Raw genomic sequence first — 21,851 nt, 5'->3', positions numbered from 1 at the left:
CTCCCAGACCGCTCCTTCAGCCATAAAAGCTATTGCACAAAAACATTTTACACAATACAATCTCAAGGTTGTAATTTCGCATCGAATCCGGCCACTGTTTTGGCCCCCAAGCTCCCTTAACCTCCGCAAACAACGATAATTATGTCGAAAAGTGACAGCCTGGCCCCCCAAGAAGGTCCAACGCTTGACGCCTCCGGGTTGAAGGAGCAACAGGAATCCCGGACCCGCAAGGTTCTTACCGATCTGCGCATTATTTTCCGGGCCATTCAGGCCTATTCCAAAGGGGTGGAGCGGCAGTGCCGGGTCAGCGCCACCATGCTCTGGGTGCTGCGGGAGATCGCCGCCGCCGGTCAGATGCGGATCTCCGGGGTGGCCAGGGCCTTGAACATCCATCAGTCCACGGCCAGCAATCTGCTGGACAAGCTGGAAACCCGCGGTCTGGTGGCTCGCCAGCGGGGGGGACAGCGGGAAGACCAACGGGTGGTCATGGTTGCCCTGACCCCGGCGGGTCACGAGCTGCTGACCCAGGCCGCCAACCTGAACCACGGGCCGCTGGCCGAAGCCCTGCAGCGGCTCACCGGCACTCAACTGGCCGAACTGGGCCGGGGCCTGGACCAACTGGTGGCCGTCTTGCCGGCGGGCCATCCGACCCTGGATCCGCCCCCGCCGATTACCGACTGTGCCGTCAAATCGGACGGCTGAAAAGCAAAACAGTTTTTGAAGGAGTCAAATGTGATAACAACCCGGAAACCTGTACCACTTCAGCGGCCATTGCCCGCCAAGCACCTGTTGCCCAAGGTGGCCGGAAGGCGGCCGGGCCCCGACGGCCGGGTGCTCAGTTTCGCCCCCGGGTTCGACCGCGATTTCGTAGAACGCCTGTTAGGCCGACGGCGTCGGCAAAAGTTGAGCAACTCCACCGCCCGGCGGATAACCATCCAGGAAGCTGAAATCCCCGGCCTGCTCAAACCCCGGCTGGTTCAGCAGCTGGTCCAACCCGTCGCCCTGGACGGCAAGCTCCGGCTGGGAGAGGAGTTGCTGCTGAAAAACCCCAAACTGGTCCGGGCCCTGCAAGGCGCGGTGGCGATAAGCTGTTTCGTGGCCACCGTTGGGCCGGCCCTGGATCGGAGAATTGACAAGTTGCAGCAACAGGGGCGACTGGCCAATGCCGCCGTGCTCGACGCCCTGGGCTCGGGGGCGGTGGAAAGCGTGGCCGACCAGTTTCAAAAACAGGTGGCGGCGGAATATCAGGCCCAAGGCCTGGTGGTCGGCCCCCGCTTCAGCCCGGGCTACTGCGACTGGCCGCTGACCGATCAGCCCGGGCTTTTTTCCCTGCTCGACCATGAACAGATCGGAGTGGAGCTGGATCACGCCTGTCTGATGCAGCCGCGCAAATCGATCTCCGCCATCTTCGGGCTGTACCCCGCCGCCAAGGCCCCGGCCGACCGCGAGCTGATCCCCTGCCGCCGCTGTAATAAGCAAAACTGCATCGCTCGTCGCTAAGAAAACACTGGGCTGCGCCGCATCTTCGGGTGATCGGCCTTCGCGGCGTCGCAGCCTTTGGTGGGGAAAAGGCAAATAATGACAAGGAGAGGTAATGAAAATACGTAAAGGCCTGCAAGGCGGCAGTTACAAGCCGTTGAGCCAGGCAGATATCGGCAGAATTCACCAGACCAGTCTCGAGGTTTTTGCCGAGATCGGCATCCAGGTTAACTTTCCCGCCGCCCTGGAGCTGTTCGCCGCGGCCGGGGCCAAGGTGGACCGAAAGACCTCTATTGTCAAGATGTCCGGCGAAATGGTGGAAAGGATTGTCAGCCAGGCTCCGCCGGTGATCAATCTCTGCGGCCGCGATCCCGCGGGAGAGCACGACTGCGAGATCGGGGGGACCAGGGTTTACATGGGCACCGGCGGCACCGCCCTCAATGTCCAGGAGCCGGGCAGCACCGAAATCCGCCGCTCCCAAACCAAAGACATTATGGACATGGCCCGGATGGTGGAGTCCCTGGACAATATCCATTTCTACATGCTCAACGTCTATCCCGGGGACGTCGGGGTCGAGGATGTCGATGTCAACCGCTTCGGAGCCGCCCTCAACCGCACCGAAAAACACGTCATGGGCGGGGTTTATACCGTTGAAGGGGTCCGCAATGTGATCCGGATGGCGGAGATGATCGCCGGCTCTCCCGAAGCCCTGCGCCGACGGCCCTTTATCTCCATGGTCACCTGCCCCATCAGCCCCTTCAAGCTTGATGAATCCTACGGCGAGTTAACCATGGAGGCGGCCAGCAACCGGATCCCGGTGGTGGTTCCCACCGAACCGCTCTGCGGGGCCACCGCCCCGGTTACCCTGGCCGGCAACCTGGTGGTCCAGAATGTCGACTCTTTAGCCGGAGTGATGCTGGCCCAGCTCACCAGTGCCGGCGCGCCCTCTCTTTACGGCTGCATCTCCTCGATCACCGACCTGCGCGACCTCAAGTACCTGGCCGGGGCGGTGGAGATGGGCCTGATGAACGCCGGGGCCGCCCAGATGGCCCAGTTTTACCGGCTGCCCTTTTACGCCACCGCCGGCATGACCGATTCCAAGGTGGTGGATGCCCAGGCCGGTTACGAGTCAGCAATCACCAGCGTGCTGGTGGCCCTGGCCGGCGCCAACTTCATCCATGACGCCGCCGGCTTCATCGAATTCTGCCTCACCGCCTCCTTCGACAAGCTGGTGGTCGACAACGAGATCCTGGGGATGACCATGCGGGCGGTGGAGGGGATCCGGGTGGATGACGAAACCCTGGCTCTCGATGAGCTGAAAAAGGCCGGGCCCGGCGGCCAGTTCGTGACCTCCCGCCACACCCGCCGCTTTATGCGCCAGGAACATTACAAGCCCCAGCTCAGCGACCGCGACAACCGGGGACCCTGGACCCAGGGCGGCTCCCTCACCGCCCGGCAACGGGCCACCGCCCGCTGCCGGGAGATCCTCGATGCCCCCCCGCGTTCGATCCTGCCCGCGGAGGTCCGCCAACGGATCAAGGCCGAGATTCCCGGGCTGCAGCCTTTTCTCATGGAGTAACCGATGATCACCATTGCTGAAAAAATCAACGCCACCATTCCCGCCACCCGCCGGATCATCGAGGAGCGGGACGCCGCGGCCCTGCTGGACCTGGCCGAACGCCAGGCCGCCGCCGGGGCCGACTATATCGATGTCAACGTGGGTACCGGCCATGGCAGCGGGGCCGACGAGATCGCCGCCATGACCTGGGCGGTCAGCACCATCCAGGAAAAAGTCGCAACCCCGCTCTGCATCGACAGCGCCGACGCGGCGGTGCTCGAAGCGGGCCTGGTTGCCCGCCGGGGCCGGCCGGCCCTGATCAACTCCACCAAGGCCACCGAGGAAAACCTGGCCGCCGTGGCCCCCCTGGCCGCCCGCTTCAAGTTGCCCCTGGTGGGGCTGGCCATGGATCAAACGGGAATTCCGCCCAGCGCCGAGGCCCGGCTGGCCGCCTGCCGCAAGATCGCCGATTATTGCGCCAAGCTCGGGATCCCGGAGGAAAACCTCCTTTTCGACCCCCTGGTGGTGCCGGTAAGCACCGATATCAGGCAGGGTCAGGTTACCCTGGAGACCATCAGGGCCATCAAGGAAGCCCTGCCCCGGGCCAAGACGGTAATGGCGGTCTCCAATATCTCCTTCGGCCTGCCCCAGCGCCAAAGGCTCAACGGAGCCTTTATCCAGATGGCGGTGGCCGCCGGCCTGGACGGAGGGATCCTCAACGTGCTGGACCGGGAGCTTACCGGGGCCATCCGGGCCGCCGAAGTGCTGGCGGGCAAGGACAAACACTGCCGCCGCTACACCCGTTTCTTCCGGTAAACGTGCCGTAACCGCTGCTTGCTTATTGTGATGATTTCAAAAAAGAAGGTTTTAAAATGAATGAACCAGATACATTTCGCCCAGGAACCGTAATCAAGCCCTATGAACGGCTCAGTGCCGGCCAGATCGAACTGCTGGACCAGGCCTCGCTGGCGATTCTGGCGGAGACCGGCATCTGGTGCCATAACCGGCGGGCGGCCCAACTGTTTGCCGCCCACGGGGCCCGGGTCGAGGATACTCCCGGCGATGAAGCCTGCAAACGGGTCTTTTTCCCCCCCGAGATGGTGCGCCGGAAGATCGCCCTGGCGCCAAGCCGGGTGGTGCTGGGGGCGCGGGAGCCGGCCAACCGGCTGCTGCTGGATGCCGAGGTGCCCCGGATCTATTTCGGCTCGGGCTCGGAGACCAATATCTGGCTGGAAACCGAACTGGAGGAATTTCAGGCGGTTGCCGATCCCGACCGCAAAATCACCGCTCCCCGCTATGTGGAAAAACGGGGCAACGCCCTGTTGCTGGCCCGGGCGGCCCGGCTCTGCGAACAACTGGAGCATCTCGATTTTTTCATCCGGCCGGTCAACGTCCAGGACAGCGACATCAGCGAGGAGAACCATGACGTCAACAAGTTCTTCGCCAGCCTGAACAACATCACCAAACATGTCCAGGCCGGGCTGACCACCAGGGAGAGCCTGGGCAAGGTTCTGAAGATGGCCGAGATCATCGCCGGCGGCAGCGAAGAGCTGCGGCAAAACCCGGTGATCTCCTTTATCGCCTGCGTTTTCAAAAGCCCCCTGCAACTGGTGGAGGATACCACCGCCAAGGTTTTCGACATTGTCGAGGCCGGCATGCCCCTGGTGATCTCCTCCTCCCCCCAGGGCGGTTCTTCGGCCCCGATCCAGGAAGCGGGGATGGTGGCCCAGATCAACGCCGAGATTTTAGCCGGGGTGCTGCTCACCCAGTTGATCAGGCCCGGCGCTCCGGTACTCTACGGCAGCGTGCCGGTGCGGGCCCGGCTCGACGATCTCCACGATCTCTACGGCTGCCCGGAGTTCAACCAGTACAACAACGATACCGTCCAGATGGCCCGCCATTACAAAATCCCCTGCTATTCCACCGCCGGGGTCGGCGACGCCTCCATTCCGGGGATGCAGGCCACCTTCGAAAAGGTTTTTACCCATCTTTACATGGGGCTGTGCGGAGCCCAGTACATCCACTACTCCTTCGGCCTGCTGGACCGGACCAACATCTTCTGTCCGCTCCAGGCGGTGCTGGACAATGAGCAGGTGGGCAAGGTCAAGCATTGCCTGCGTCCGCCCAGGGTCGACGAGCAGAGCCTTGCCGAGGTGCTGGCCATGATCGCCAAGGTGATGAAGTCCAGCCACCGGCTTTTCACCCGCCATACCCGCAAGGCCACCCATGCCGGCGAGGTCTCCCAGCCTTACCGCTTCGGGGCCAAGGAGCACGAGGACGGGGTTATCGCCCGAGCGGCAAAGGAGTTGGCCGAACTTGAGGCCCGGCCGGGCCGACACCTGGCCCCGGAGATCCAGGAGAGGATCTTTGCCGAAGTGCCGGGCATCGTCCCCAGGTTACGCCAGGGAAATTAGGGGACGGCTTTAACTCTGTCCCCGGGTCAAAAATTAACAGGAGAAAAGGGAACGATATGGAAAACGCGGAACTGTTGCAAAAAATTGCCTGGAATGTGGTGCAGGGGCGGATCGAAGCCGAGGACGAAGGCTTTGACGAGGGCCTGGAAGGGCAGCCGGCGGTGACCGAACTGGTGACCGAGGCCCTGGATAAAGGCGTTGCCCCGGCGGATATTCTGGTGGCCGGGCTGACCGACTCCATGACCGTGGTGGGAGATAAGTTTGAAAAGGGCGAATACCTGATCCCCGACATGCTGGCCGCCGCCGAGGCGGTGGGGGCCGGCATGGATATCCTCACCCCCCATCTGCTCCGGGACGGGGTGGAGAGCAAGGGCCGCTTCGTGATCGCCACCGTGGCCGGAGATCTGCACGATATCGGCAAAAATATCGTCAGCATCATGGTCAAGGGGGCCGGTTACGAGGTGATCGATCTCGGGGTGGATGTCCCTGTCGCCAAAATCATCGCGGCGGTTAAGGAGCACCAGGCGCCCTTCCTCGGGCTTTCGGCCCTGCTCACCACCACCATGCGCAACATGCGGGAGGTGATCGACCAGTTGAAGGCGGAAGGGCTGGCGGATAACACCCGGGTCTGCATCGGCGGAGCTCCCACCTCGCCGGAGTTCGCCAGCGAGATCGGAGCCGACGTCCACTGCGCCGACGCCTTTGCCGCCATTGACTGGCTGAAAACCCGGGGAGCCGGGGTTGCCTGATGGCGGAAACCAAGGCCTATTCGCAGGCGGCCGGGAGCGGGCGTTATAACAAGGCTTCCGGGCTGCTGGGAAAATATGACAATGTGCGCCGCTTCTGGGAAGATCAGTTAACCGGAATCATGCTCCGGCCCCATCTCAACGCCCTGACCGATCGTAAGCGCCGGCAGCTGGAACGGCTGCGGATCGCCGATTTGGGCTGCGGCAGCGGCGACGGCTATGACCTGGTCATGGGGGTCAACCGGGCGGAACCGGGGATTTACGACTATATCACCGCCGCCGTCACCCCGGAAACCCTGCAGGAGTATGTCGGTTACGATATTAACCGGGATCTGCTCGACCAGGCCCGGGAGTATCACGGCGACAACGCCAAGATCCGCCTGGCCGTCGCCGATTTCTCCCGGGGGTTGCCGATGCTGGCGGAGGAAGAGCCTTTCGACATCTACATGTCGTCCTACGGCACCATGAGCCATTTCAGCAACGAACAGCTGGTGCGGATCTTCAGCGACATCTGCCGCCATGCCAGGCCCGGGGCCCTGGTGGTCGGGGACTGGCTGGGCCGGTACTCCTATGAGTGGCAGGATCTCTGGCACCACCCGCCCACCGAAGAATTTTTCATGGATTACCGGATCTCCTATATCTACCCCGAAGAGGAACGGGACCGGGCCGATATCGCCTCTTTCGCCCTGCGCCTGATGACCCGGGAGGAGTGCCTGGTGATCACCGAAGAGGTTTTCAAGGAAACCGGGGTCCGGCTCAGGCCCCTGCGTTTTTTCGACCGCTCCATCTTTGTCGGCCGCCACCTGGCCACCGGCGATTACAACCGCAACACCCCGCGGGCCCTGCGCCACCAGACCAACTCGCTGTTCGAGGGCTACACCCGCACCGATCTCTCGACCCTGCTGGTGGATTACGTACCCCGACCGGATTTCGAGCATCTCAACGGTTTTTATGAAAACTTTTTTATGTGTTGCAATACCCTGGTCGAGCATACCATCGCTTTATTGCGCAACTACAACTGCCGCAAGGGGAGTGTCTGCGAAGCCCCGCCGGAGGTTCCCCCCTACCATCCGGAACCGCTCAAGGAGGCCATGCACACCATGCAGGCGGTGATCGAGGGTTCCGGCTGGCTGGACTGGGGCGACCCCCGGGCCAACATCATCGAGCCCCACCTGGGCTACTCCCTGCGCAAGCTGGAAATGGAGCTCCAACCCGGCATGGGAGTGGGTCATTCCCTGGTCGGGATCTTTGAAGTGATTAAATGAGGGAAAAATTATGTGTGGCATAGCGGGCTGCATCGGCGCTCCCGATGTGGCAACGGTTGAAAGGATGCTGGACGCTCTCGGTCATCGCGGCCCCAACGACCGGGGGGTCCAGGTGGCCGGTAAAATGACCCTGGGCCATACCCGGCTCTCCATTGTCGATGTGGCCGGAGGGCACCAGCCCATCCTCGGCCCCGACGGCCGCTCCGGGATCATCGGCAACGGCGAGATCTATAATTTTCGCCAACTGCGCCGGGACCTGGTTAAGCGCCATCCCTTCAAAACCCACTCCGACACCGAAGTGGCTCTCCATCTTTACCGGGAAAAGGGCCCGGAGGCGGTCAGGGAGCTGGACGGGATGTTCGCCTTCGCCGTCTTCGCCGATGACGATTATCTGCTGGCCCGTGACCCGGTGGGAATCAAGCCCCTCTACTACGCCTGGAGAGACGACCGGCTCTATTTCAGCTCCGAGCTGGGAGCCATGAGCCTGGCCGGAGTGGATGAGGTCCACGAGTTTCCCGCCGGGCATTACTACACCCCGGCCACCGGTTTCGTCCGCTACTACCGGGTCCCGGCGATCCGCGACCGGTTGCTGGCCGAGCCCGACCGGGCCCGGGAGCGGATCAGCGACACCTTCCGCCGCAGCGTCAAAAAACGGCTGCTGGCCGACCCCGAAATTCCGGTGGGGGCCTTCTGCAGCGGCGGCCTGGACAGCAGCCTGATCGCCGCCATCGCCGCCGAGGAGATCCCCCATCTCCATACCTTCGCCGTGGGGATGACCGACGCCGAAGGGATGGACAGTGAAGACCTGGTGGCCGCCCGCCTGGTGGCCGCCCACATCGGCTCCACCCACCACGAGATGATCTTCAGCGAAGAGGATTATTACGCGGCCCTGCCCGAGGTGATCGGCAAACTGGAAAGCTACGATCCCTCCCTGGTCCGCTGCGCCGTGCCCTGTTACTTCACCTGCAAGCTGGCGTCCCGCTACGTCACCGTGGTGCTCACCGGCGAGGGGGCCGACGAGCTGTTCGCCGGCTATCAATACATGAAACACCTGCCCCGGGAGCAGCTCAACGGGGAGTGCCGGCGGCTGATCTCCACCCTGCACAACATCAACCTGCAACGGGCCGACCGGATCGGCATGCTCTTCAGCCTGGAGTTGCGGGTGCCCTTCCTCGACCTGCAAATGATCGACCTGGCCATGCAGATCCCCCCGGAGCTGAAAATCAGCGGCCGGGGGCAGGACCGGATCGAAAAGTGGATCCTGCGCCAGGCCTTTGCCGGCAGCGGCCTGCTCCCCGACGAGATCCTCTGGCGCTACAAGGTCCAATACACCCAGGGGGCCGGTTGCGAGAGCCTGGGGGAAAAGCTGGCCGCCCGCGAGATCAGCGATGATGAACTGGCCGCCATCAAGGCCGCAAACCCCAGGGCGGTGATCAACAGTAAGGAGGCGGCTCTTTACTTCAGAATTTTTCGGGAGTATCATCCCCAGGACTCGATTCTGGGTTCCATCGGCATCTGGCAGGGCTTTGATTTTGCCGAGGAACGTGCCAGCACCGCTGGTTCCCTGAACAACCGACAACATCAAGCGGGATGACGACCGACCCACCATGAAACCCAATTTCAAGGAATATATCCGGGAACGGGTGCTGCTGGCCGACGGGGCCATCGGCACCTATCTCTACACCAAAGGGATCGAACCGGACAAAAATATCGAGCGGCTGAACCTCAGCGACCCGGACCTGGTTTACTCCATGCATGAAGAGTATATCCGGGCCGGCAGCCGACTGCTGGAAACCAACACCTTCGGGGCCAACCGCCTCAAGCTGGAGGCCGCCGGCCTGGCCGACAAAACCCGCCAGATCAACCAGGCCGGAGCCGCGCTGGCTTTGCGGGCCGCCGGCGAGGAGATCTACGTGGCCGGCTCGGTGGGACCCAGCGGGGCCGATTTTCCCCTGGCCGATCCCGCCGGGGCCGAGGGAGACGCGGTCCGGGAGGCCTTCCGGGAACAGATCGCGGCCCTGCTCGATGGCGGGGTTGATCTGCTGATCCTGGAAACTTTCAGTCACCTGGAAGAGCTGCTGCTGGCCATCCAGGTGGGACGGCAACTGGCGGCCGATATTCCTTTGGTGGCCAACATGGTCTATCCCCAGCAGGGCCGGACCGCCGCCGGGCTTGACGCCCTGACCTGCGGCCGGGCGGCCCTGGAGGCCGGGGCCGACGTGGTGGGTTCCAACTGCGGCCGCGGGGCCCGAGCCCTGCTGGCCGCCATCGAAAAGCTGGCGGCCCTGGGGGCGGAGATTCCGCTGGCGGCCTTTCCCAATGCCGGCTTTCCCGAAATCGTTGACCATCGCCTGATTTACCCGGCGGAACCGGCCTATATGGCGCGGGTGGTGGGCGATATGGTCAAGGCCGGGGCCCGGCTGGTGGGGGGCTGCTGCGGCACCACTCCGGCCCATATCCAGGAATTCGGCAAACACCTGCGCCTGAAACGCCGCCCCCTGGCCCGGGCCATCGACCGCGGTTCCGCCGACGGCGGCCCGGAAGGCCAGGCTCCGGCCGCGGCCAAACCGGGAGCCCTGCTGGCCGATCTGCCCCCCGGTCGCCTGCCCATCCTGGTGGAACTGGACCCGCCCACCCATCTCGATATCAGCGGAGTTTTGCAGGGCGCCCGGGCTTTGGCCGCGGCCGGAGCCGATGCCGTCACCCTGGGGGAAAACCCGCTGGCGGTGCTGCGAGCGGACAACATCTCCCTGGCCCACCGGATTCGCATGGAGGTGGGAATCCCCACCGTGGCCCATCTGACCTGCCGGGACCGCAATGCCCTGGGGCTGCAATCCCAGATCATGGGCGCCCACCTCCTGGGGATCGAGGGAATTCTGGCGGTGACCGGGGATCCGGCCAGCGCCGGCGATCAGCCGGGAGCCAGCGGGGTCTTCGATGTTCAGTCCTTCGGCCTGATCCGGATGCTCAACCAGTTCAACCAGGGCCGCAACCCGGCGGGCAAGGAGATGAAGGGCCACTGCAATTTTTCCATCGGGGCCGCCTTCAGCTACCGGCCGGGCAACCCGGAGCTGCAGATTCGCCGCCTGGAACGCAAGGCCGCCCTGGGGGCGGTGTTCGCCATGACCCAACCGTTCTTCAGCGCCACGGCGGTGGAGGAGATGCTGGAGCGGACCCGGCATCTCGATATCCTGATCTTCCCCGGGATCTTTCCGTTGATCTCGGCCCGTAACGCCGATTTTCTCCACCACGAGGTGCCCGGCATCTCCATTCCCGAGGAGCTGCGCCGCAAGCTGTGGAGCTATGCAAAGGCGGAGGATCAGCGCCAGGCGGCGGCTGAATTCACCCGGGAACTGCTGGCCGCCATCTGCCCGCTGATCGACGGCCTTTATCTGATCAGCCCGCTCAACAAGTGGGAGGTCACCGCCGAGCTGACCAGGGAAGTCCGTCAAGCCGGCTGGAGCGGCAGCGGCCGCCGACTTTCACCTTGACAAATTTGACCAACACACTAGATTGAAGCGTTTTTTTAATAACCACAACCAAGTCCAGCAAGGAGCACCAATGCCCAACTATCTCTTCACCTCCGAATCCGTATCGGAAGGCCATCCCGACAAGGTGGCCGACCAGATCTCCGACGCCATCCTCGATGCCATCCTGGCCCAGGACAAAACCTCCCGGGTGGCCTGCGAAACCCTGGTCACCACCGGTTTGGCCCTGATCGCCGGCGAGATCACCACCAAGGCCTGGGTGGACATGCCGGCCATCGTCCGCCAGACCATCCGGGAGATCGGCTACAACTCCTCGGAGATGGGTTTCGACTGGCAGTCCTGCGCGGTGCTGACCAGCATCGGCAAACAATCGCCGGATATCGCCCAGGGGGTTGACGAAGGCAAGGGGGTTGATCTGGACCAGGGGGCCGGCGACCAGGGCCTGATGTTCGGCTACGCCTGCACCGAAACCAAGGTGCTGATGCCCATGCCCATCACCTACGCCCATCGCCTGATGAAACGCCAGGCCGAGGTGCGCAAGAGCGGCCGGCTGCCCTGGCTGCGCCCCGACGCCAAGAGCCAGGTGACCATCGAATATGAACACAAACGCCCCAAGCGGATCGAGGCGGTGGTGGTCTCCACCCAGCACTCCCCGGAGGTTGACTACGAGGATCTCAAGGAAGGGGTGATGGAGGAGATCATCAAGCCGATCCTGCCGGCGGCGATGCTGGATGAGAACACCAAGTACTTCATCAACCCCACCGGCCGCTTCGTGATCGGCGGTCCGGTTGGCGATTGCGGGGTAACCGGCCGCAAGATCATCGTCGATACCTACGGCGGCATGGGTTCCCACGGCGGCGGCGCCTTCTCCGGCAAGGACCCCTCCAAGGTGGACCGCTCCTCCTCCTACATGGGCCGTTACGTGGCCAAGAATATCGTCGCCGCCGGGCTGGCCGAGCAGTGCGAGGTCCAGGTGGCCTATGCCATCGGCATCTCCAAACCGGTTTCGGTCAACGTGGTCACCTTCGGTACCGGCAAGATCAGCGATGAGCAGATCCGCCAACTGATCGTCGAGCATTTCGACCTGCGGCCCAAGGCGATCATCCAGCAGCTCGACCTGCTGCGGCCCATCTACCGTAAAACCGCGGCCTACGGTCATTTCGGCCGCGAGCGGGAAGAGTTCACCTGGGAGCGCACCGACAAGGCCGAGATCCTGAGAGAGGCCGCCGGCCTCAAGTAAGGCCCCATCCGCAGCATGGGGCCAATTTGCAGGGGACAGCTTGCAAAGCTGTCCCCGATGACCATCAACCTCCAACCAATGGGAGTTATCAAAGTGAGCAATAAGGTATTGGAAAACAAGGATTACAAGGTGGCCGACCTGAACCTGGCCGACTGGGGCCGCAAGGAAGTGCTGATCGCCGAAACCGAAATGCCCGGCCTGATGGCCCTGCGCCAGGAGTTCAAGGGGCAGAAGCCGCTGGCCGGCGCCCGGATCGCCGGTTGCCTGCACATGACCATCCAGACCGCGGTACTGATGGAAACCCTGGTGGAGCTGGGGGCCGAGATCCGCTGGTCGTCGTGCAACATCTTCTCCACCCAGGACCAGGCCGCCGCCGCCATGGTGGCGGCCGGGATCCCCACCTTCGCCTGGAAGGGCGAGACCGAGGAGGAGTTCTGGTGGTGCATCGAGCAGACCATCTCCGGGCCCGACGGCTGGCACCCCAACATGATTCTCGATGACGGCGGCGACCTGACCCAGATCATGCACGAAAAATACCCCGAACTGATGAAGGAGATCAAGGGGATCAGCGAGGAGACCACCACCGGGGTCCATCGCCTCTACGAGATGAGCAAGAAGGGCACCCTGCTGGCCCCGGCCATCAACGTCAACGACTCGGTGACCAAATCCAAGTTCGACAACCTCTACGGCTGCCGGGAGTCCCTGATCGACGGAATCAAGCGGGCCACCGACGTGATGATCGCCGGCAAGATCTGCCTGGTGGCCGGCTACGGCGATGTGGGCAAGGGCTGCGCCCAGGCCTTCCGCGGCATGGGCGCCACCGTCTGGGTCACCGAGTGCGACCCGGTCTGCGCCCTGCAGGCGGCCATGGAAGGCTACCGGGTGGTGACCATGGAAGAGGCGGCCCCCAAGGCCGATATCTTCGTCACCGCCACCGGCAATGTCCACGTGATCACCCGTCGGCACATGGAGCAGATGCGGGACCAGGCCATCGTCTGCAATATCGGCCATTTCGACAGCGAGATCGAGATCGCCGCAGTCCGCGACCTGCCTTGGGAGAATATCAAGCCCCAGGTGGATCATGTGATCTTCCCCGACGGTCATCGGATCATCATCCTGGCCGAGGGCCGGCTGGTCAACCTGGGTTGCGCCACCGGCCACCCCAGCTTCGTGATGAGCAACTCGTTCACCAACCAGGTGCTGGCCCAGCTCGAGCTCTGGCAAAACCATGAGCGCTACGAAAAACAGGTTTACATGCTGCCCAAGCACCTGGATGAGAAGGTGGCCCGGCTGCACCTGGCCCGGATCGGCGCCAACCTCACCAAACTCAGCCCGGAACAGGCCGCCTATATCGGGGTGCCGGTGGAAGGCCCCTACAAACCCGACTATTACCGTTATTAGGCAGCAAAAAGCGCTCCGGCGCTGGGCAAACGTACCGGCGGGGCCGGGTGGGAAACGGCAAACCGTCCCGCCCGGCCCCGTTTGCGTGGCGGCCTGGACAAAGCTCAAGAAGATGATTAAATTCCTAAACAACCATCGGGAAACAACAGACCAACTTTTAAAACAGGAGCGGAAAAATGCCTATCTACGAATACCGTTGTCAACAGTGTAAAAACCTTTTCGAAGCCCTGGTCGGCTCAAGCCGGGAAAGAGACCAGACCCGCTGTCCCCAATGTGACGGCGATCAGGTCCAGCGAGTGATTTCCGCCGGCAGTTTCCGGATCTCTTCCGCCGACGCCGGTTCCCCCCCGGCCGGGGCCCTCAGCGGCTGCTCCTCCCGCTCCGGCTTCTCCTGAGCCTGATAAAGCGCGGCCTGGATGGCCGTCAAACCAAGATCAGGCAGCAGCAACAAGCTGCCAAGCTGCCGTTGAGGCCGTCCCCCGGGGCGGCCTCAACTTTTTTCCTGCTCCCAAACCGCTAACGCGCCAGGGCAAGATCCCCGGAGAGCACCGGGTGGACCCGTCCCCGCCGATCACGGATCCGCAGAATCCCCTCGTCATCGGGACCAAGGGCGATTCCCCGCACCACCTCCCCGGCGGGGGTCAACCACTCCAGCTCCCGGCCCAGCAGGGCGTCCCGCTGCCGCCACTGAACCAAAATGGCAGGGAATTCGCCCCCCTCCAGACGCACCACCAGGGCATCCAACTGCTTAAGGATCGCGGCCAGCAACGGGCCCCGCTCCCAGGGGCGACCGGTGGCCAGCAGCAGGGAGGTGGCCCGCTCCCGCAACTCCGGCGGAATCCGGGCGGCGTCGGTATTGACATTGAGCCCGATCCCCACCACCACCACCGGCAATTGGGCTGGAGACCCGCTTGCCGGCAGTCGACACTCACAGAGAACGCCGCCGCATTTTTTCCCCGCCAGCAGCAGATCGTTGGGCCACTTAAGCCCCGGGGCCAGGCCGGTGGTTTCCGCCACCGCCAGGGCCAGGGCCAGGCCGGCGGTCAAGGTCAGCTTGGCCAGATCCTCCGGCTCCAGCCGGGGCCGGTAGATAAACGAGAGATAAAGTCCGGCGCCGGCGGGGGAGTGCCAGCTCCGGCGCAACCGGCCCCGACCCCGGCTCTGGCTTTCGGCCACCACCAGGGTGCAGTCCGCGCCCGATTCGGCCAGGGCCAAGGCCAGGTCATTGGTCGATTCGGTGGTCTCCAGATAGCGCACCCGGCGCTCCCCCAACCGCCCCTGGCTCCGCAACCGTTGCCAGATCGGGTCCGGCTGGTCCGGCTCCGGGCTAACCAATTTCCCCCCCGCGGGCCCGGCCGTTGCGCAGGGACGCCAACGCCTGATGATTGGTCATGTCGAGGTGGAGGGGAGTCACCGAGACATAACCGGCCAGCACCGCCTGGACATCGGTCTCCGGCTGTTCACTCCAGCGGGGGGTGCCGCCGCCGATCCAGTAGTGGCGCCGCCCCCAGGGATCGAAGGTTTCCTGGATCGCGTTCTCATAAAGGCGGCGGCCCTGGCGGGTATAGCGGACCCCCTGCAGCTGATCCGCCGGTCGGTTGGGCACGTTGATGTTGAGCAGGGTGTCGGGGGCCAGCCCCTTTTCCAGCACCCGGCCGGCCAATTCCGCCGCCTGCCCGGCCGCCACCGCGTACAGACACTCCTCGCCGTTGGCCGCCCCCAGGGAAACGGCCAGGGAGGGGATCTGCAGCAAGGTGCCTTCCCGGGCGGCGGAGACGGTGCCGGAATAGTTGATATCATCCCCCAGATTGGGACCAGGGTTGATCCCGGACACCACCAGATCGGGCCGCACCGGCAGAATCTTGTTGAGGCCGATCATCACGCAGTCGGCGGGGGTGCCGTCGATGGCGTAGATATCGGGCTCCAGCTCCCGGACATGCAGCGGCCGCCGCATGGTCAGGGAGTGGCTGGCGGCGGAGTTATCCCGCTCGGGGGCGATGATCACCACCCGGCCCAGCCGCTCCAGCTCCCGGGCCAGGGCCCGCAGGCCGGGGGCGTCAACCCCGTCATCGTTGGTCAGTAAAAGCAGTGGCATCATAAACTCCCGGCTTCTTTTTTTTCATGCGACCAGCTATATTGAGCAGGCTGCTTGCGCAACCATTAAACCACTTTCATGCCGAGGAGGAAAGCATGCCTTACGTCAATATCCGGGTGGCCGGCAACCTGAGCCAGGAACAGAAGGAGAAGATCTGCGCCGGAGTTACCGGTGTGCTGGTCGAAGTCGCCAACAAACCGGCTTCTTCAGTGCTGATCTTCATCGACGAGGTGCCCCACCAGAATATCGCCGCCGGCGGCAAGCAACTTCAGCCCCCCAAATAATAGATGAAACCGCTGCTGCAAATGGCCGAGCGGGAGCGGGCCAGTAAACGCCTCACGGAACTAAGGGAGCAGATCGCCTATCATAACCACCGCTACTACGTTCTAGACGACCCGGAGATCGCCGACAGCGAATACGACCGGCTTTTCCGGGAGCTGGAGGAGCTGGAGGCCCGCTATCCGGATCTTGCCACCCCCGATTCCCCCAGCCGCCGGATCGGCTCCGCGCCGCTGGAGCAGTTCGCGCCGGTACGCCATACCCTGCCGATGCTCAGCCTGGAAAACGCCTTTGACGAGGGCGAACTTTTTGACTTTGAAACCAGGATGCGCCGATTTCTCAATCTGGCAGGGCCGATCCGTTATTACGCCGAACCCAAGATCGACGGCCTGGCGGTGGAGCTGGTTTATGAAAACGGCCTCTTTACCCTGGGCTCCACCCGGGGCGACGGCCTGGTGGGAGAGAACATCAGCGCCAACCTGGGCACCATCGGCAATATCCCCAAGCAACTGCCGGCTTTGCCGGCCGCATCACCGCCGCCGCGCCTGGAGGTGCGGGGCGAAGTCTGCCTGACCATTGCCGGCTTCAAAGCCCTGAACCGACAACGGACGGCGGCCGGTGAGCCCCTCTTCGCCAACCCCCGCAATGCCGCCGCCGGTTCTTTGCGCCAGCTTGATTCCGCCATAACCGCCGCCCGACCGCTGGAGTTTTTCGCCTACGGGGTTGCCGACCCTGCCCCTCTGGGGGTGGCCAGCCAGCAGGAGCTTTTGCAGAGGCTGGCCGCCCTGGGCTTCAAGATTATTCCCAACGGCCGGATCTGTGCCGATCTGACCCAGGTGATCGACCATTTCCGGCATCTGGGCACCTTGCGCCACCAACTGCCCTATGAGATCGACGGCATGGTGGCCAAGGTCGATGACCTGGCCCTCCAACGCCGCCTGGGGGCCAAGGCCCGCACTCCCCGCTGGGCGGTGGCCGCCAAGTTTCCCGCCGTCCAGGCCACCACCCGCCTGCTGGCCGTGGAGTTCCAGGTGGGCCGCACCGGGGCGATCACCCCGGTGGCCCGCTTGGAGCCGGTCCAGGTCGGCGGCGTCACCGTGAGCCGGGCCACCCTCCACAACGAGGATGAGCTGCGCCGCAAGGATCTGCGAATCGGCGACACCGTGCTGGTTCAACGGGCCGGCGAGGTGATCCCCGAGGTGGTCAAGCCGGTGGTGGAAAAGCGGGACGGCAGCCAAGGGGAGATCAGCCTGCCCGGGGCCTGCCCCGAGTGCGGCACCCCCCTGGTCCGCAAAGCCGGCGAGGCGGTGACCCGCTGCCCCAACAGCCGGGGGTGTCCGGCCCAGCGCCTGCGGGCCCTGATCCATTTCACCGGCAAGGCGGGGCTGGATATCGAAGGGCTGGGCAAAAAAGCGATGGAGCAACTGGCAGCAGCGGATCTGGTGCGGGATATCCCTGATATTTTTCGCCTGCGAGCCGAGCAGTTGGCCGCGCTTCCGGGCTGGGGAGAAAAGTCGGCGGCCAACGCCGAGGCCGCCATCAACGCCCGCAAAACGGTGGAACTGGCCCGGCTGCTGGCCGCCCTGGGCATTCGCCACGTGGGCGAGGTCACCGCCCAGTTGCTGGCCCGCCGCTTCAACTCCTTGGCGGGCCTGCTCCAGGCCGAAGAGCACGATTTCCTCGACCTGGAAGGGATCGGTCCCCAGGCGGCGGCCGCCCTGACCACCTATTTCGCCGATTCCGCCAACCGGGAGATGCTCCGCCAACTGGAAGAGGAGCTGGGCCTTAAGATCAGCGCCCCCCCGGCCTCGACCCGGGCCCAACCCCTGCATGGCGAGGTTTTTCTCTTCACCGGCACCCTGGCCCGCGGCTCCCGCCAGGAGGCCAAGAACCGGGTTAAGGAGTTGGGTGGCCAGGTGGCGACCGCGCTCAACCGCAAGGTCACCCACCTGGTCTGCGGCCAATCACCCGGCTCCAAGCTGGCCAAGGCCCGGGAACTGGGTGTGGCCATTCTGAGCGAAGAGGAGTTTGAGCAGCTGCTGGCCAGGGTCGGGGGTTGAGCTAACTCCCTTTTTTTATTTTTTTTGCTTGACTGGAGCGCCAGTTTCCATTAGGTCTTTGGAAGTGTTTTGTAATGGATCGGCTCTGCTCCGCGTCAGCGGCGGCTCGCCGGTTCCCAAGAGGGGCGGGCGCTCAGGAGGCGTTCGCCGGCTAGAACACCCGTAACAAGGAGAAAAGGAGAACGTTATGAAAGAGATCAAAGGTTCCACCATTCGGCGGCGCTACGCCCGTCTGCCCCTGGCCCTGGCCCTGGGCGCCCTGGTTCTGACCCCGGCGGTAATCGGGGTCGGCGCCGCCACTGCCGAAGCCTCCGTCATCGGCAAAGGCGAAACCAGCATCACCCTGAGCGGCGATGCCCGGATCCGTGGCTTCTGGCGGGAAGACGCCGCCTTCGGCAACTTGCCGGGAGATGACGAGAACCGTCAGCTTCAACACCGTATGCGGCTGGCCGTGGACATCAAGGCCGCCGGCGGTACCTCCCTGCATGGCCGCCTTCATTTCGCCAGCGCCGATGATCCAGCAGGCAGCCAAGGCACCATGTATCAGTGGGGCGGCACCCGCAACAACAACGTCATGACCGACTACCTCTACTTCCGGGTTCCGGTGGCTGGCGCCACCGTCACCACCGGTCGTCAGGTGGTTAACTGGGGTCATCGGATGAAGACGTGGGACGCCCGGGCCGACCGCCTGCGGGTTGACTACAAGCTCACCGATGAACTGGCCATGTTCGCCTACTACCAGAAGGACACCGAGTCCAGCCCGGTGACCCCTACTATAACTAACGGGGTAACCGACGAGGACCGGAACCGCTACTCCCTCGGTGCTAACTTCGGCACCCCCGATCTGCGGGTGGTCCTCCAGTTGCGTCATACCGACGAGGAGTGGACCGGCGGCGACGACGGCCAGGAATTCTACGGTTTTGCCACCTACAAGGTTGCCGACCTTACCCTTTCCTCCGAGTTTGATTTCCGCTTTGGCGACGTACACGAGACCACTAACGCTAATGGTGAAACCAACGATCCTTTCGCCGTTTATGTAGGGGCTGCTTATGCCTTGGGCGACACCACCCTGACTGGTGGAATCGCTTATGCTGCGGACGGTTGGACCTCTGGCACCAGTGGCCACTTTGATCAGATCACCATGTTCTACAACACCTCCGGCGGCCACGGCCTCGGCCACAGCCGGATCGGCACCATGTCCGATGACGGTGAGCTCGCCCTTGGTGTTGGGGCCTCCCACAAGCTGACCCCCGAGTTGACCTTGGGCGGCAAACTCGCCTATATCGATGGCAGCAATGTCACGGTCAATGATGACTGGAGCATGGTGACCGCCGAAGCCAGCATGGCCTACAAGGTCAACGCCAGCACCACCTACCATATCGACGCCATCTACGCCTCCCCGAGCTTTGACGCTCCCGGCGCGCAGGATGACGCCTACTGGGGCCTCAGCCATCGCTTTGAGCTCAAGTTCTAGGCAAAAAAGCTAACCACACTTTTTAGTGGTGTTCTTTCGGCCCCATCCCGCAATGAGTTGCGGGATGGGGTTTTTTTTACGACCGAGAGGAAATGGGGTCAGACACGAAGGGGGGAAATGGGGTCAGACACCATTTCCCTCTTTTCTTTCCCTCTTTGTTTTCCCTGATTCCGCTACTGCTGCGGCCAGCGCTGGGCGTGGTGCAGTACACGCAGAATTTGGATAGATCCTTGCTGAAGCCAGTAGACGACGATAAACGGGGTCCCGGAAACTACCAGTTCTCTGGTGTCCGCAAGTCGACCTGGCCTACCGATATTGGGATGGCTCCCAATGTACTCAACAGCCTCCCGTACGCGCTTTGCGATCCTGACGGCCGCCTGCCGGTTATCTTGGACAATATATTCTCCCGCCGCCTGTAAATCGGACAATGCCGGCCAGGACCACTCAATTTTTGCCATCTTTTCCCCATAAATCCAGAATGGCCAGCGCCTGCTCATGGCTTGCCAGCTCACCTCTTTCAACCGCCGCCATTCCTTCCCTGATTGCCTGCACTTGCCACTCCTGCAGGTTTACATACTCCTCAATGGCCTGGGCTGCCAGGAACGACTTGGAACGCTGCGTTATCTTGGACAATTTCGCCAACCGATCAGCAAGTTGGGGGGGAATGCGGGTTGAAACCAACGCTGTTGTGGTCATTTTTTCTTCCTCTTCGCCGTGCTTCATTATGAATACATATGCATCACTATTGCTTATGATAGTTCCATCATTCGGTAAACGCAACCCGAGCAGGAAAATGCGCGATGGAAAAATGCGGAAATGTGGTCAGACACCATTTTGCGCTGATGTACTGATGGTTCCCACCCTCTCCTCCCTCGCCGCCTCCCTCCGACAATAGTTTTTCCCTGGCGGGGATGTTGGCCATGTGCTATCATCGGTCATGACCATTTGGAGGGCGAAATGACCACTAAAGCGATAAGCGTTACGGAATTCAAGGCCCATTGCCTGGATGTGATTCGCAAGGTTGAACAGGGTGGGGCCGCCGTCGAGTTGACCAGGCGGGGCAGAGTAGTGGCCCGCTTGATCCCGGCCGCTCCGGCTTCTCAGGGTACCCCACCCTGGCTGCGGCTACGCGGAAGCGGAGTACTGACCATGCAGCCGGAAGAATCGGTCCTTGAGGCCGAAGCCTTTGAGGCCCAAGGTAGTACGAGTCGGTGATGCCGCCGCTGCTTGATACCCATGTCTGGCTGTGGTGGTTGCTCGGCCAACCGGAACTCACGGCCGCCGAACGTGATGAGTTGGACGCTCTGGCCGCTGCAGGCACCCCTCCCGCCCTTACCTCCATCAGCCTGTGGGAGGCGCAAATGCTGGCCGCCAAGGGCAGGCTGGCCCTCGACATGCCGCTTGACCGTTGGTTGCCGACGGCGGCGGCTCCCGAAACCGTAACTCTCTTGCCGATGGACGTTGCCGTTATTCTGGCCCTTGATCGCCTGCCCGAGAAGTTTCATGGCGATCCGGCCGACCGGATTATCGTTGCCACCGCCCGGGCGCATGGCCTGCCGCTGGCCACCCGCGACAAAAACATCCGCCGTTCCCGCCTAGCCAAAATTTGGAAACCGTAGCCTGTTTTTCATGGAAATGGGGAAATCACGGAAATGCACAATGGGAAATGGGGTCAGACACCATTTACTGTTCCGTCTGCCTTGGGTCGCCCCACCCCTTTACTCGTCGCCCGCCTTTGGCACAACAACTCTATCTCAGTTTGAAATCTGCTGTCCCCCAACGCCCAACCTTTATGGCTGCAGTCCCGTATTTGCCGGATATCATCCCAGTCAATCGCCATTGCGAACAACGCCCGATAGGCTGCTTGGCGATCATCGTCCTCATGGCCCAGTCGGGAGTATTCCGGATGACATGTCAGCCACTCGCCGTTTGGCCCAGTTTCACCCAGTGCATTATGCCGATAACTTGACCAGGGATATTCATCGGGCGCCACCACCATGCCTGCCCGCACCGGGTTCAACTCAATGTAGCGCATAACCGTCAGCAAATAGCGCTCACTGTCAACCACCGTTGCCCGGTAGCGGCCCTCCCACAACGTTCCGCTGCGCTTGTAGGTGTAGTTGAAATACTGCACATAACGCCGGCCAGCAGACTGAAATGTTTTACTGATACTGTGTTCGTAGGCAGGAGTGGCAAGCAAATGGATGTGGTTGCTCATCCAGACATAAGCGTGAATGGACAAGCCGAATCTGGCCGCCGCTTCCACCAGCGCATCTCGAAAAAATTGATAATCCTGATCAGCGGCAAAGATCACCTGGCGGTTATTGCCGCGCTGGATGATATGCTGCGGTT

At 62.8% G+C, this 21,851-nt stretch carries 22 protein-coding genes; 17 read left to right on the top strand and 5 right to left on the bottom strand.

Features of this window, described 5'->3' with window-relative positions:
- The first annotated feature begins 141 nt into the window (after nucleotides 1–141).
- The 12 genes from ACHHRT_RS10555 to ACHHRT_RS10500 all read left to right on the top strand — a co-directional run bounded on the left by ACHHRT_RS10555 (nucleotide 142) and on the right by ACHHRT_RS10500 (nucleotide 13,986).
- Nucleotides 142–702, top strand: a complete 561-nt coding sequence (locus ACHHRT_RS10555; RefSeq protein WP_395499733.1) for a MarR family winged helix-turn-helix transcriptional regulator — start codon at nucleotides 142–144, stop codon at nucleotides 700–702.
- Between the two features lie 69 nt (nucleotides 703–771).
- Nucleotides 772–1,500 (top strand): vitamin B12 dependent-methionine synthase activation domain-containing protein, encoded by a 729-nt coding sequence (locus ACHHRT_RS10550; protein ID WP_395499732.1) that lies wholly within the window; start codon nucleotides 772–774, stop codon nucleotides 1,498–1,500.
- Nucleotides 1,501–1,594: 94 nt separating this feature from the next.
- Nucleotides 1,595–3,058 (top strand): trimethylamine methyltransferase family protein, encoded by a 1,464-nt coding sequence (locus ACHHRT_RS10545; RefSeq protein WP_395499731.1) that lies wholly within the window; start codon nucleotides 1,595–1,597, stop codon nucleotides 3,056–3,058.
- Between the two features lie 3 nt (nucleotides 3,059–3,061).
- On the top strand, nucleotides 3,062–3,853 hold the full coding sequence (locus ACHHRT_RS10540) for a dihydropteroate synthase (protein WP_395499730.1): 792 nt from the start codon (nucleotides 3,062–3,064) through the stop codon (nucleotides 3,851–3,853).
- 56 nt (nucleotides 3,854–3,909) lie between these two features.
- Nucleotides 3,910–5,451 carry a trimethylamine methyltransferase family protein gene (locus tag ACHHRT_RS10535; protein WP_395499729.1) on the top strand — a complete coding sequence of 514 codons (1,542 nt, stop codon included), beginning with the start codon at nucleotides 3,910–3,912 and terminating at the stop codon, nucleotides 5,449–5,451.
- A gap of 56 nt (nucleotides 5,452–5,507) precedes the next feature.
- Nucleotides 5,508–6,200: a corrinoid protein gene (locus ACHHRT_RS10530; protein WP_395499728.1), complete on the top strand. Its 693-nt coding sequence runs from the start codon at nucleotides 5,508–5,510 to the stop codon at nucleotides 6,198–6,200.
- Nucleotides 6,200–7,462: a methyltransferase domain-containing protein gene (locus ACHHRT_RS10525; protein ID WP_395499727.1), complete on the top strand. Its 1,263-nt coding sequence runs from the start codon at nucleotides 6,200–6,202 to the stop codon at nucleotides 7,460–7,462. The genes ACHHRT_RS10530 and ACHHRT_RS10525 overlap by 1 nt, the downstream gene beginning before the upstream one ends.
- Nucleotides 7,463–7,472: 10 nt before the next feature.
- The gene (gene asnB, locus ACHHRT_RS10520) at nucleotides 7,473–9,056 is read left to right on the top strand and encodes an asparagine synthase B (protein ID WP_395499726.1); all 1,584 of its coding nucleotides are present in this window, start codon (nucleotides 7,473–7,475) and stop codon (nucleotides 9,054–9,056) included.
- A gap of 13 nt (nucleotides 9,057–9,069) precedes the next feature.
- Nucleotides 9,070–10,953 (top strand): bifunctional homocysteine S-methyltransferase/methylenetetrahydrofolate reductase, encoded by a 1,884-nt coding sequence (locus ACHHRT_RS10515; protein WP_395499725.1) that lies wholly within the window; start codon nucleotides 9,070–9,072, stop codon nucleotides 10,951–10,953.
- Between the two features lie 70 nt (nucleotides 10,954–11,023).
- Nucleotides 11,024–12,190, top strand: a complete 1,167-nt coding sequence (gene metK, locus ACHHRT_RS10510; RefSeq protein ID WP_395499724.1) for a methionine adenosyltransferase — start codon at nucleotides 11,024–11,026, stop codon at nucleotides 12,188–12,190.
- A gap of 93 nt (nucleotides 12,191–12,283) precedes the next feature.
- Nucleotides 12,284–13,591 carry an adenosylhomocysteinase gene (ahcY, locus tag ACHHRT_RS10505; RefSeq protein ID WP_395499723.1) on the top strand — a complete coding sequence of 436 codons (1,308 nt, stop codon included), beginning with the start codon at nucleotides 12,284–12,286 and terminating at the stop codon, nucleotides 13,589–13,591.
- A gap of 176 nt (nucleotides 13,592–13,767) precedes the next feature.
- Complete coding sequence (locus tag ACHHRT_RS10500; RefSeq protein ID WP_395499722.1) at nucleotides 13,768–13,986, top strand: FmdB family zinc ribbon protein; 219 nt, start codon at nucleotides 13,768–13,770, stop codon at nucleotides 13,984–13,986.
- Nucleotides 13,987–14,107: 121 nt separating this feature from the next.
- Here the strand turns inward: ACHHRT_RS10500 and ACHHRT_RS10495 are convergent, their stop codons facing one another.
- Nucleotides 14,108–14,926: a biotin--[acetyl-CoA-carboxylase] ligase gene (locus tag ACHHRT_RS10495; RefSeq protein WP_395499721.1), complete on the bottom strand. Its 819-nt coding sequence runs from the start codon at nucleotides 14,924–14,926 to the stop codon at nucleotides 14,108–14,110.
- Nucleotides 14,919–15,686, bottom strand: coding sequence for a 5'/3'-nucleotidase SurE (gene surE, locus ACHHRT_RS10490; RefSeq protein ID WP_395499720.1), 768 nt, complete (start codon nucleotides 15,684–15,686; stop codon nucleotides 14,919–14,921). Before surE ends, ACHHRT_RS10495 begins: the two co-directional genes overlap by 8 nt.
- Before the next feature lie 95 nt (nucleotides 15,687–15,781).
- Between surE and ACHHRT_RS10485 the strand changes: the two genes are divergently transcribed.
- The 3 genes from ACHHRT_RS10485 to ACHHRT_RS10475 all read left to right on the top strand — a co-directional run bounded on the left by ACHHRT_RS10485 (nucleotide 15,782) and on the right by ACHHRT_RS10475 (nucleotide 19,499).
- Nucleotides 15,782–15,970 (top strand): tautomerase family protein, encoded by a 189-nt coding sequence (locus ACHHRT_RS10485; RefSeq protein ID WP_395499719.1) that lies wholly within the window; start codon nucleotides 15,782–15,784, stop codon nucleotides 15,968–15,970.
- A gap of 3 nt (nucleotides 15,971–15,973) precedes the next feature.
- Nucleotides 15,974–18,025: an NAD-dependent DNA ligase LigA gene (gene ligA / locus ACHHRT_RS10480; protein WP_395499718.1), complete on the top strand. Its 2,052-nt coding sequence runs from the start codon at nucleotides 15,974–15,976 to the stop codon at nucleotides 18,023–18,025.
- Between the two features lie 187 nt (nucleotides 18,026–18,212).
- Nucleotides 18,213–19,499: a hypothetical protein gene (locus ACHHRT_RS10475; RefSeq protein WP_395499717.1), complete on the top strand. Its 1,287-nt coding sequence runs from the start codon at nucleotides 18,213–18,215 to the stop codon at nucleotides 19,497–19,499.
- Between the two features lie 173 nt (nucleotides 19,500–19,672).
- On the opposite strand, the gene ACHHRT_RS10470 is transcribed toward ACHHRT_RS10475, so the two are convergent.
- Entirely contained in the window at nucleotides 19,673–19,957 is a 285-nt protein-coding gene (locus ACHHRT_RS10470) for a type II toxin-antitoxin system RelE/ParE family toxin (RefSeq protein ID WP_395499716.1), read from the bottom strand.
- Complete coding sequence (locus tag ACHHRT_RS10465; RefSeq protein WP_395499715.1) at nucleotides 19,944–20,222, bottom strand: CopG family ribbon-helix-helix protein; 279 nt, start codon at nucleotides 20,220–20,222, stop codon at nucleotides 19,944–19,946. The genes ACHHRT_RS10470 and ACHHRT_RS10465 overlap by 14 nt, the downstream gene beginning before the upstream one ends.
- Nucleotides 20,223–20,456: 234 nt before the next feature.
- Here ACHHRT_RS10465 and ACHHRT_RS10460 point away from each other — a divergent pair, with 234 nt between their 5' ends.
- Together ACHHRT_RS10460 and ACHHRT_RS10455 are read left to right on the top strand one after the other, a co-directional pair.
- A complete protein-coding gene (locus tag ACHHRT_RS10460; protein ID WP_395499714.1) occupies nucleotides 20,457–20,714 on the top strand; it encodes a type II toxin-antitoxin system Phd/YefM family antitoxin in 258 nt (85 codons plus the stop codon).
- Nucleotides 20,714–21,118, top strand: coding sequence for a type II toxin-antitoxin system VapC family toxin (locus ACHHRT_RS10455; RefSeq protein WP_395499713.1), 405 nt, complete (start codon nucleotides 20,714–20,716; stop codon nucleotides 21,116–21,118). Before ACHHRT_RS10460 ends, ACHHRT_RS10455 begins: the two co-directional genes overlap by 1 nt.
- 53 nt (nucleotides 21,119–21,171) lie before the next feature.
- On the opposite strand, the gene ACHHRT_RS10450 is transcribed toward ACHHRT_RS10455, so the two are convergent.
- Nucleotides 21,172–21,851: transposase (locus tag ACHHRT_RS10450; protein WP_395499712.1), on the bottom strand; the 680-nt coding region annotated here is incomplete at its 5' end.

The organism is Desulfurivibrio modestus (genome assembly GCF_044068625.1).
Classification (GTDB): domain Bacteria; phylum Desulfobacterota; class Desulfobulbia; order Desulfobulbales; family Desulfurivibrionaceae; genus Desulfurivibrio.
This window is presented reverse-complemented; position numbering and strand designations above follow the sequence as displayed.

Coding starts and splice junctions, on each gene's coding strand:
- ACHHRT_RS10555 (WP_395499733.1), top strand. CDS start 142: ATGTCGAAAAGTGACAGCCTGGCCCCCCAAGAAGGTCCAACGCTTGAC.
- ACHHRT_RS10545 (WP_395499731.1), top strand. CDS start 1,595: ATGAAAATACGTAAAGGCCTGCAAGGCGGCAGTTACAAGCCGTTGAGC.
- ACHHRT_RS10540 (WP_395499730.1), top strand. CDS start 3,062: ATGATCACCATTGCTGAAAAAATCAACGCCACCATTCCCGCCACCCGC.
- ACHHRT_RS10535 (WP_395499729.1), top strand. CDS start 3,910: ATGAATGAACCAGATACATTTCGCCCAGGAACCGTAATCAAGCCCTAT.
- ACHHRT_RS10530 (WP_395499728.1), top strand. CDS start 5,508: ATGGAAAACGCGGAACTGTTGCAAAAAATTGCCTGGAATGTGGTGCAG.
- ACHHRT_RS10525 (WP_395499727.1), top strand. CDS start 6,200: ATGGCGGAAACCAAGGCCTATTCGCAGGCGGCCGGGAGCGGGCGTTAT.
- asnB (WP_395499726.1), top strand. CDS start 7,473: ATGTGTGGCATAGCGGGCTGCATCGGCGCTCCCGATGTGGCAACGGTT.
- ACHHRT_RS10515 (WP_395499725.1), top strand. CDS start 9,070: ATGAAACCCAATTTCAAGGAATATATCCGGGAACGGGTGCTGCTGGCC.
- metK (WP_395499724.1), top strand. CDS start 11,024: ATGCCCAACTATCTCTTCACCTCCGAATCCGTATCGGAAGGCCATCCC.
- ACHHRT_RS10500 (WP_395499722.1), top strand. CDS start 13,768: ATGCCTATCTACGAATACCGTTGTCAACAGTGTAAAAACCTTTTCGAA.
- surE (WP_395499720.1), bottom strand. CDS start 15,686: ATGCCACTGCTTTTACTGACCAACGATGACGGGGTTGACGCCCCCGGC.
- ACHHRT_RS10485 (WP_395499719.1), top strand. CDS start 15,782: ATGCCTTACGTCAATATCCGGGTGGCCGGCAACCTGAGCCAGGAACAG.
- ligA (WP_395499718.1), top strand. CDS start 15,974: ATGAAACCGCTGCTGCAAATGGCCGAGCGGGAGCGGGCCAGTAAACGC.
- ACHHRT_RS10475 (WP_395499717.1), top strand. CDS start 18,213: ATGAAAGAGATCAAAGGTTCCACCATTCGGCGGCGCTACGCCCGTCTG.
- ACHHRT_RS10470 (WP_395499716.1), bottom strand. CDS start 19,957: ATGGCAAAAATTGAGTGGTCCTGGCCGGCATTGTCCGATTTACAGGCG.
- ACHHRT_RS10465 (WP_395499715.1), bottom strand. CDS start 20,222: ATGAAGCACGGCGAAGAGGAAGAAAAAATGACCACAACAGCGTTGGTT.
- ACHHRT_RS10460 (WP_395499714.1), top strand. CDS start 20,457: ATGACCACTAAAGCGATAAGCGTTACGGAATTCAAGGCCCATTGCCTG.
- ACHHRT_RS10455 (WP_395499713.1), top strand. CDS start 20,714: ATGCCGCCGCTGCTTGATACCCATGTCTGGCTGTGGTGGTTGCTCGGC.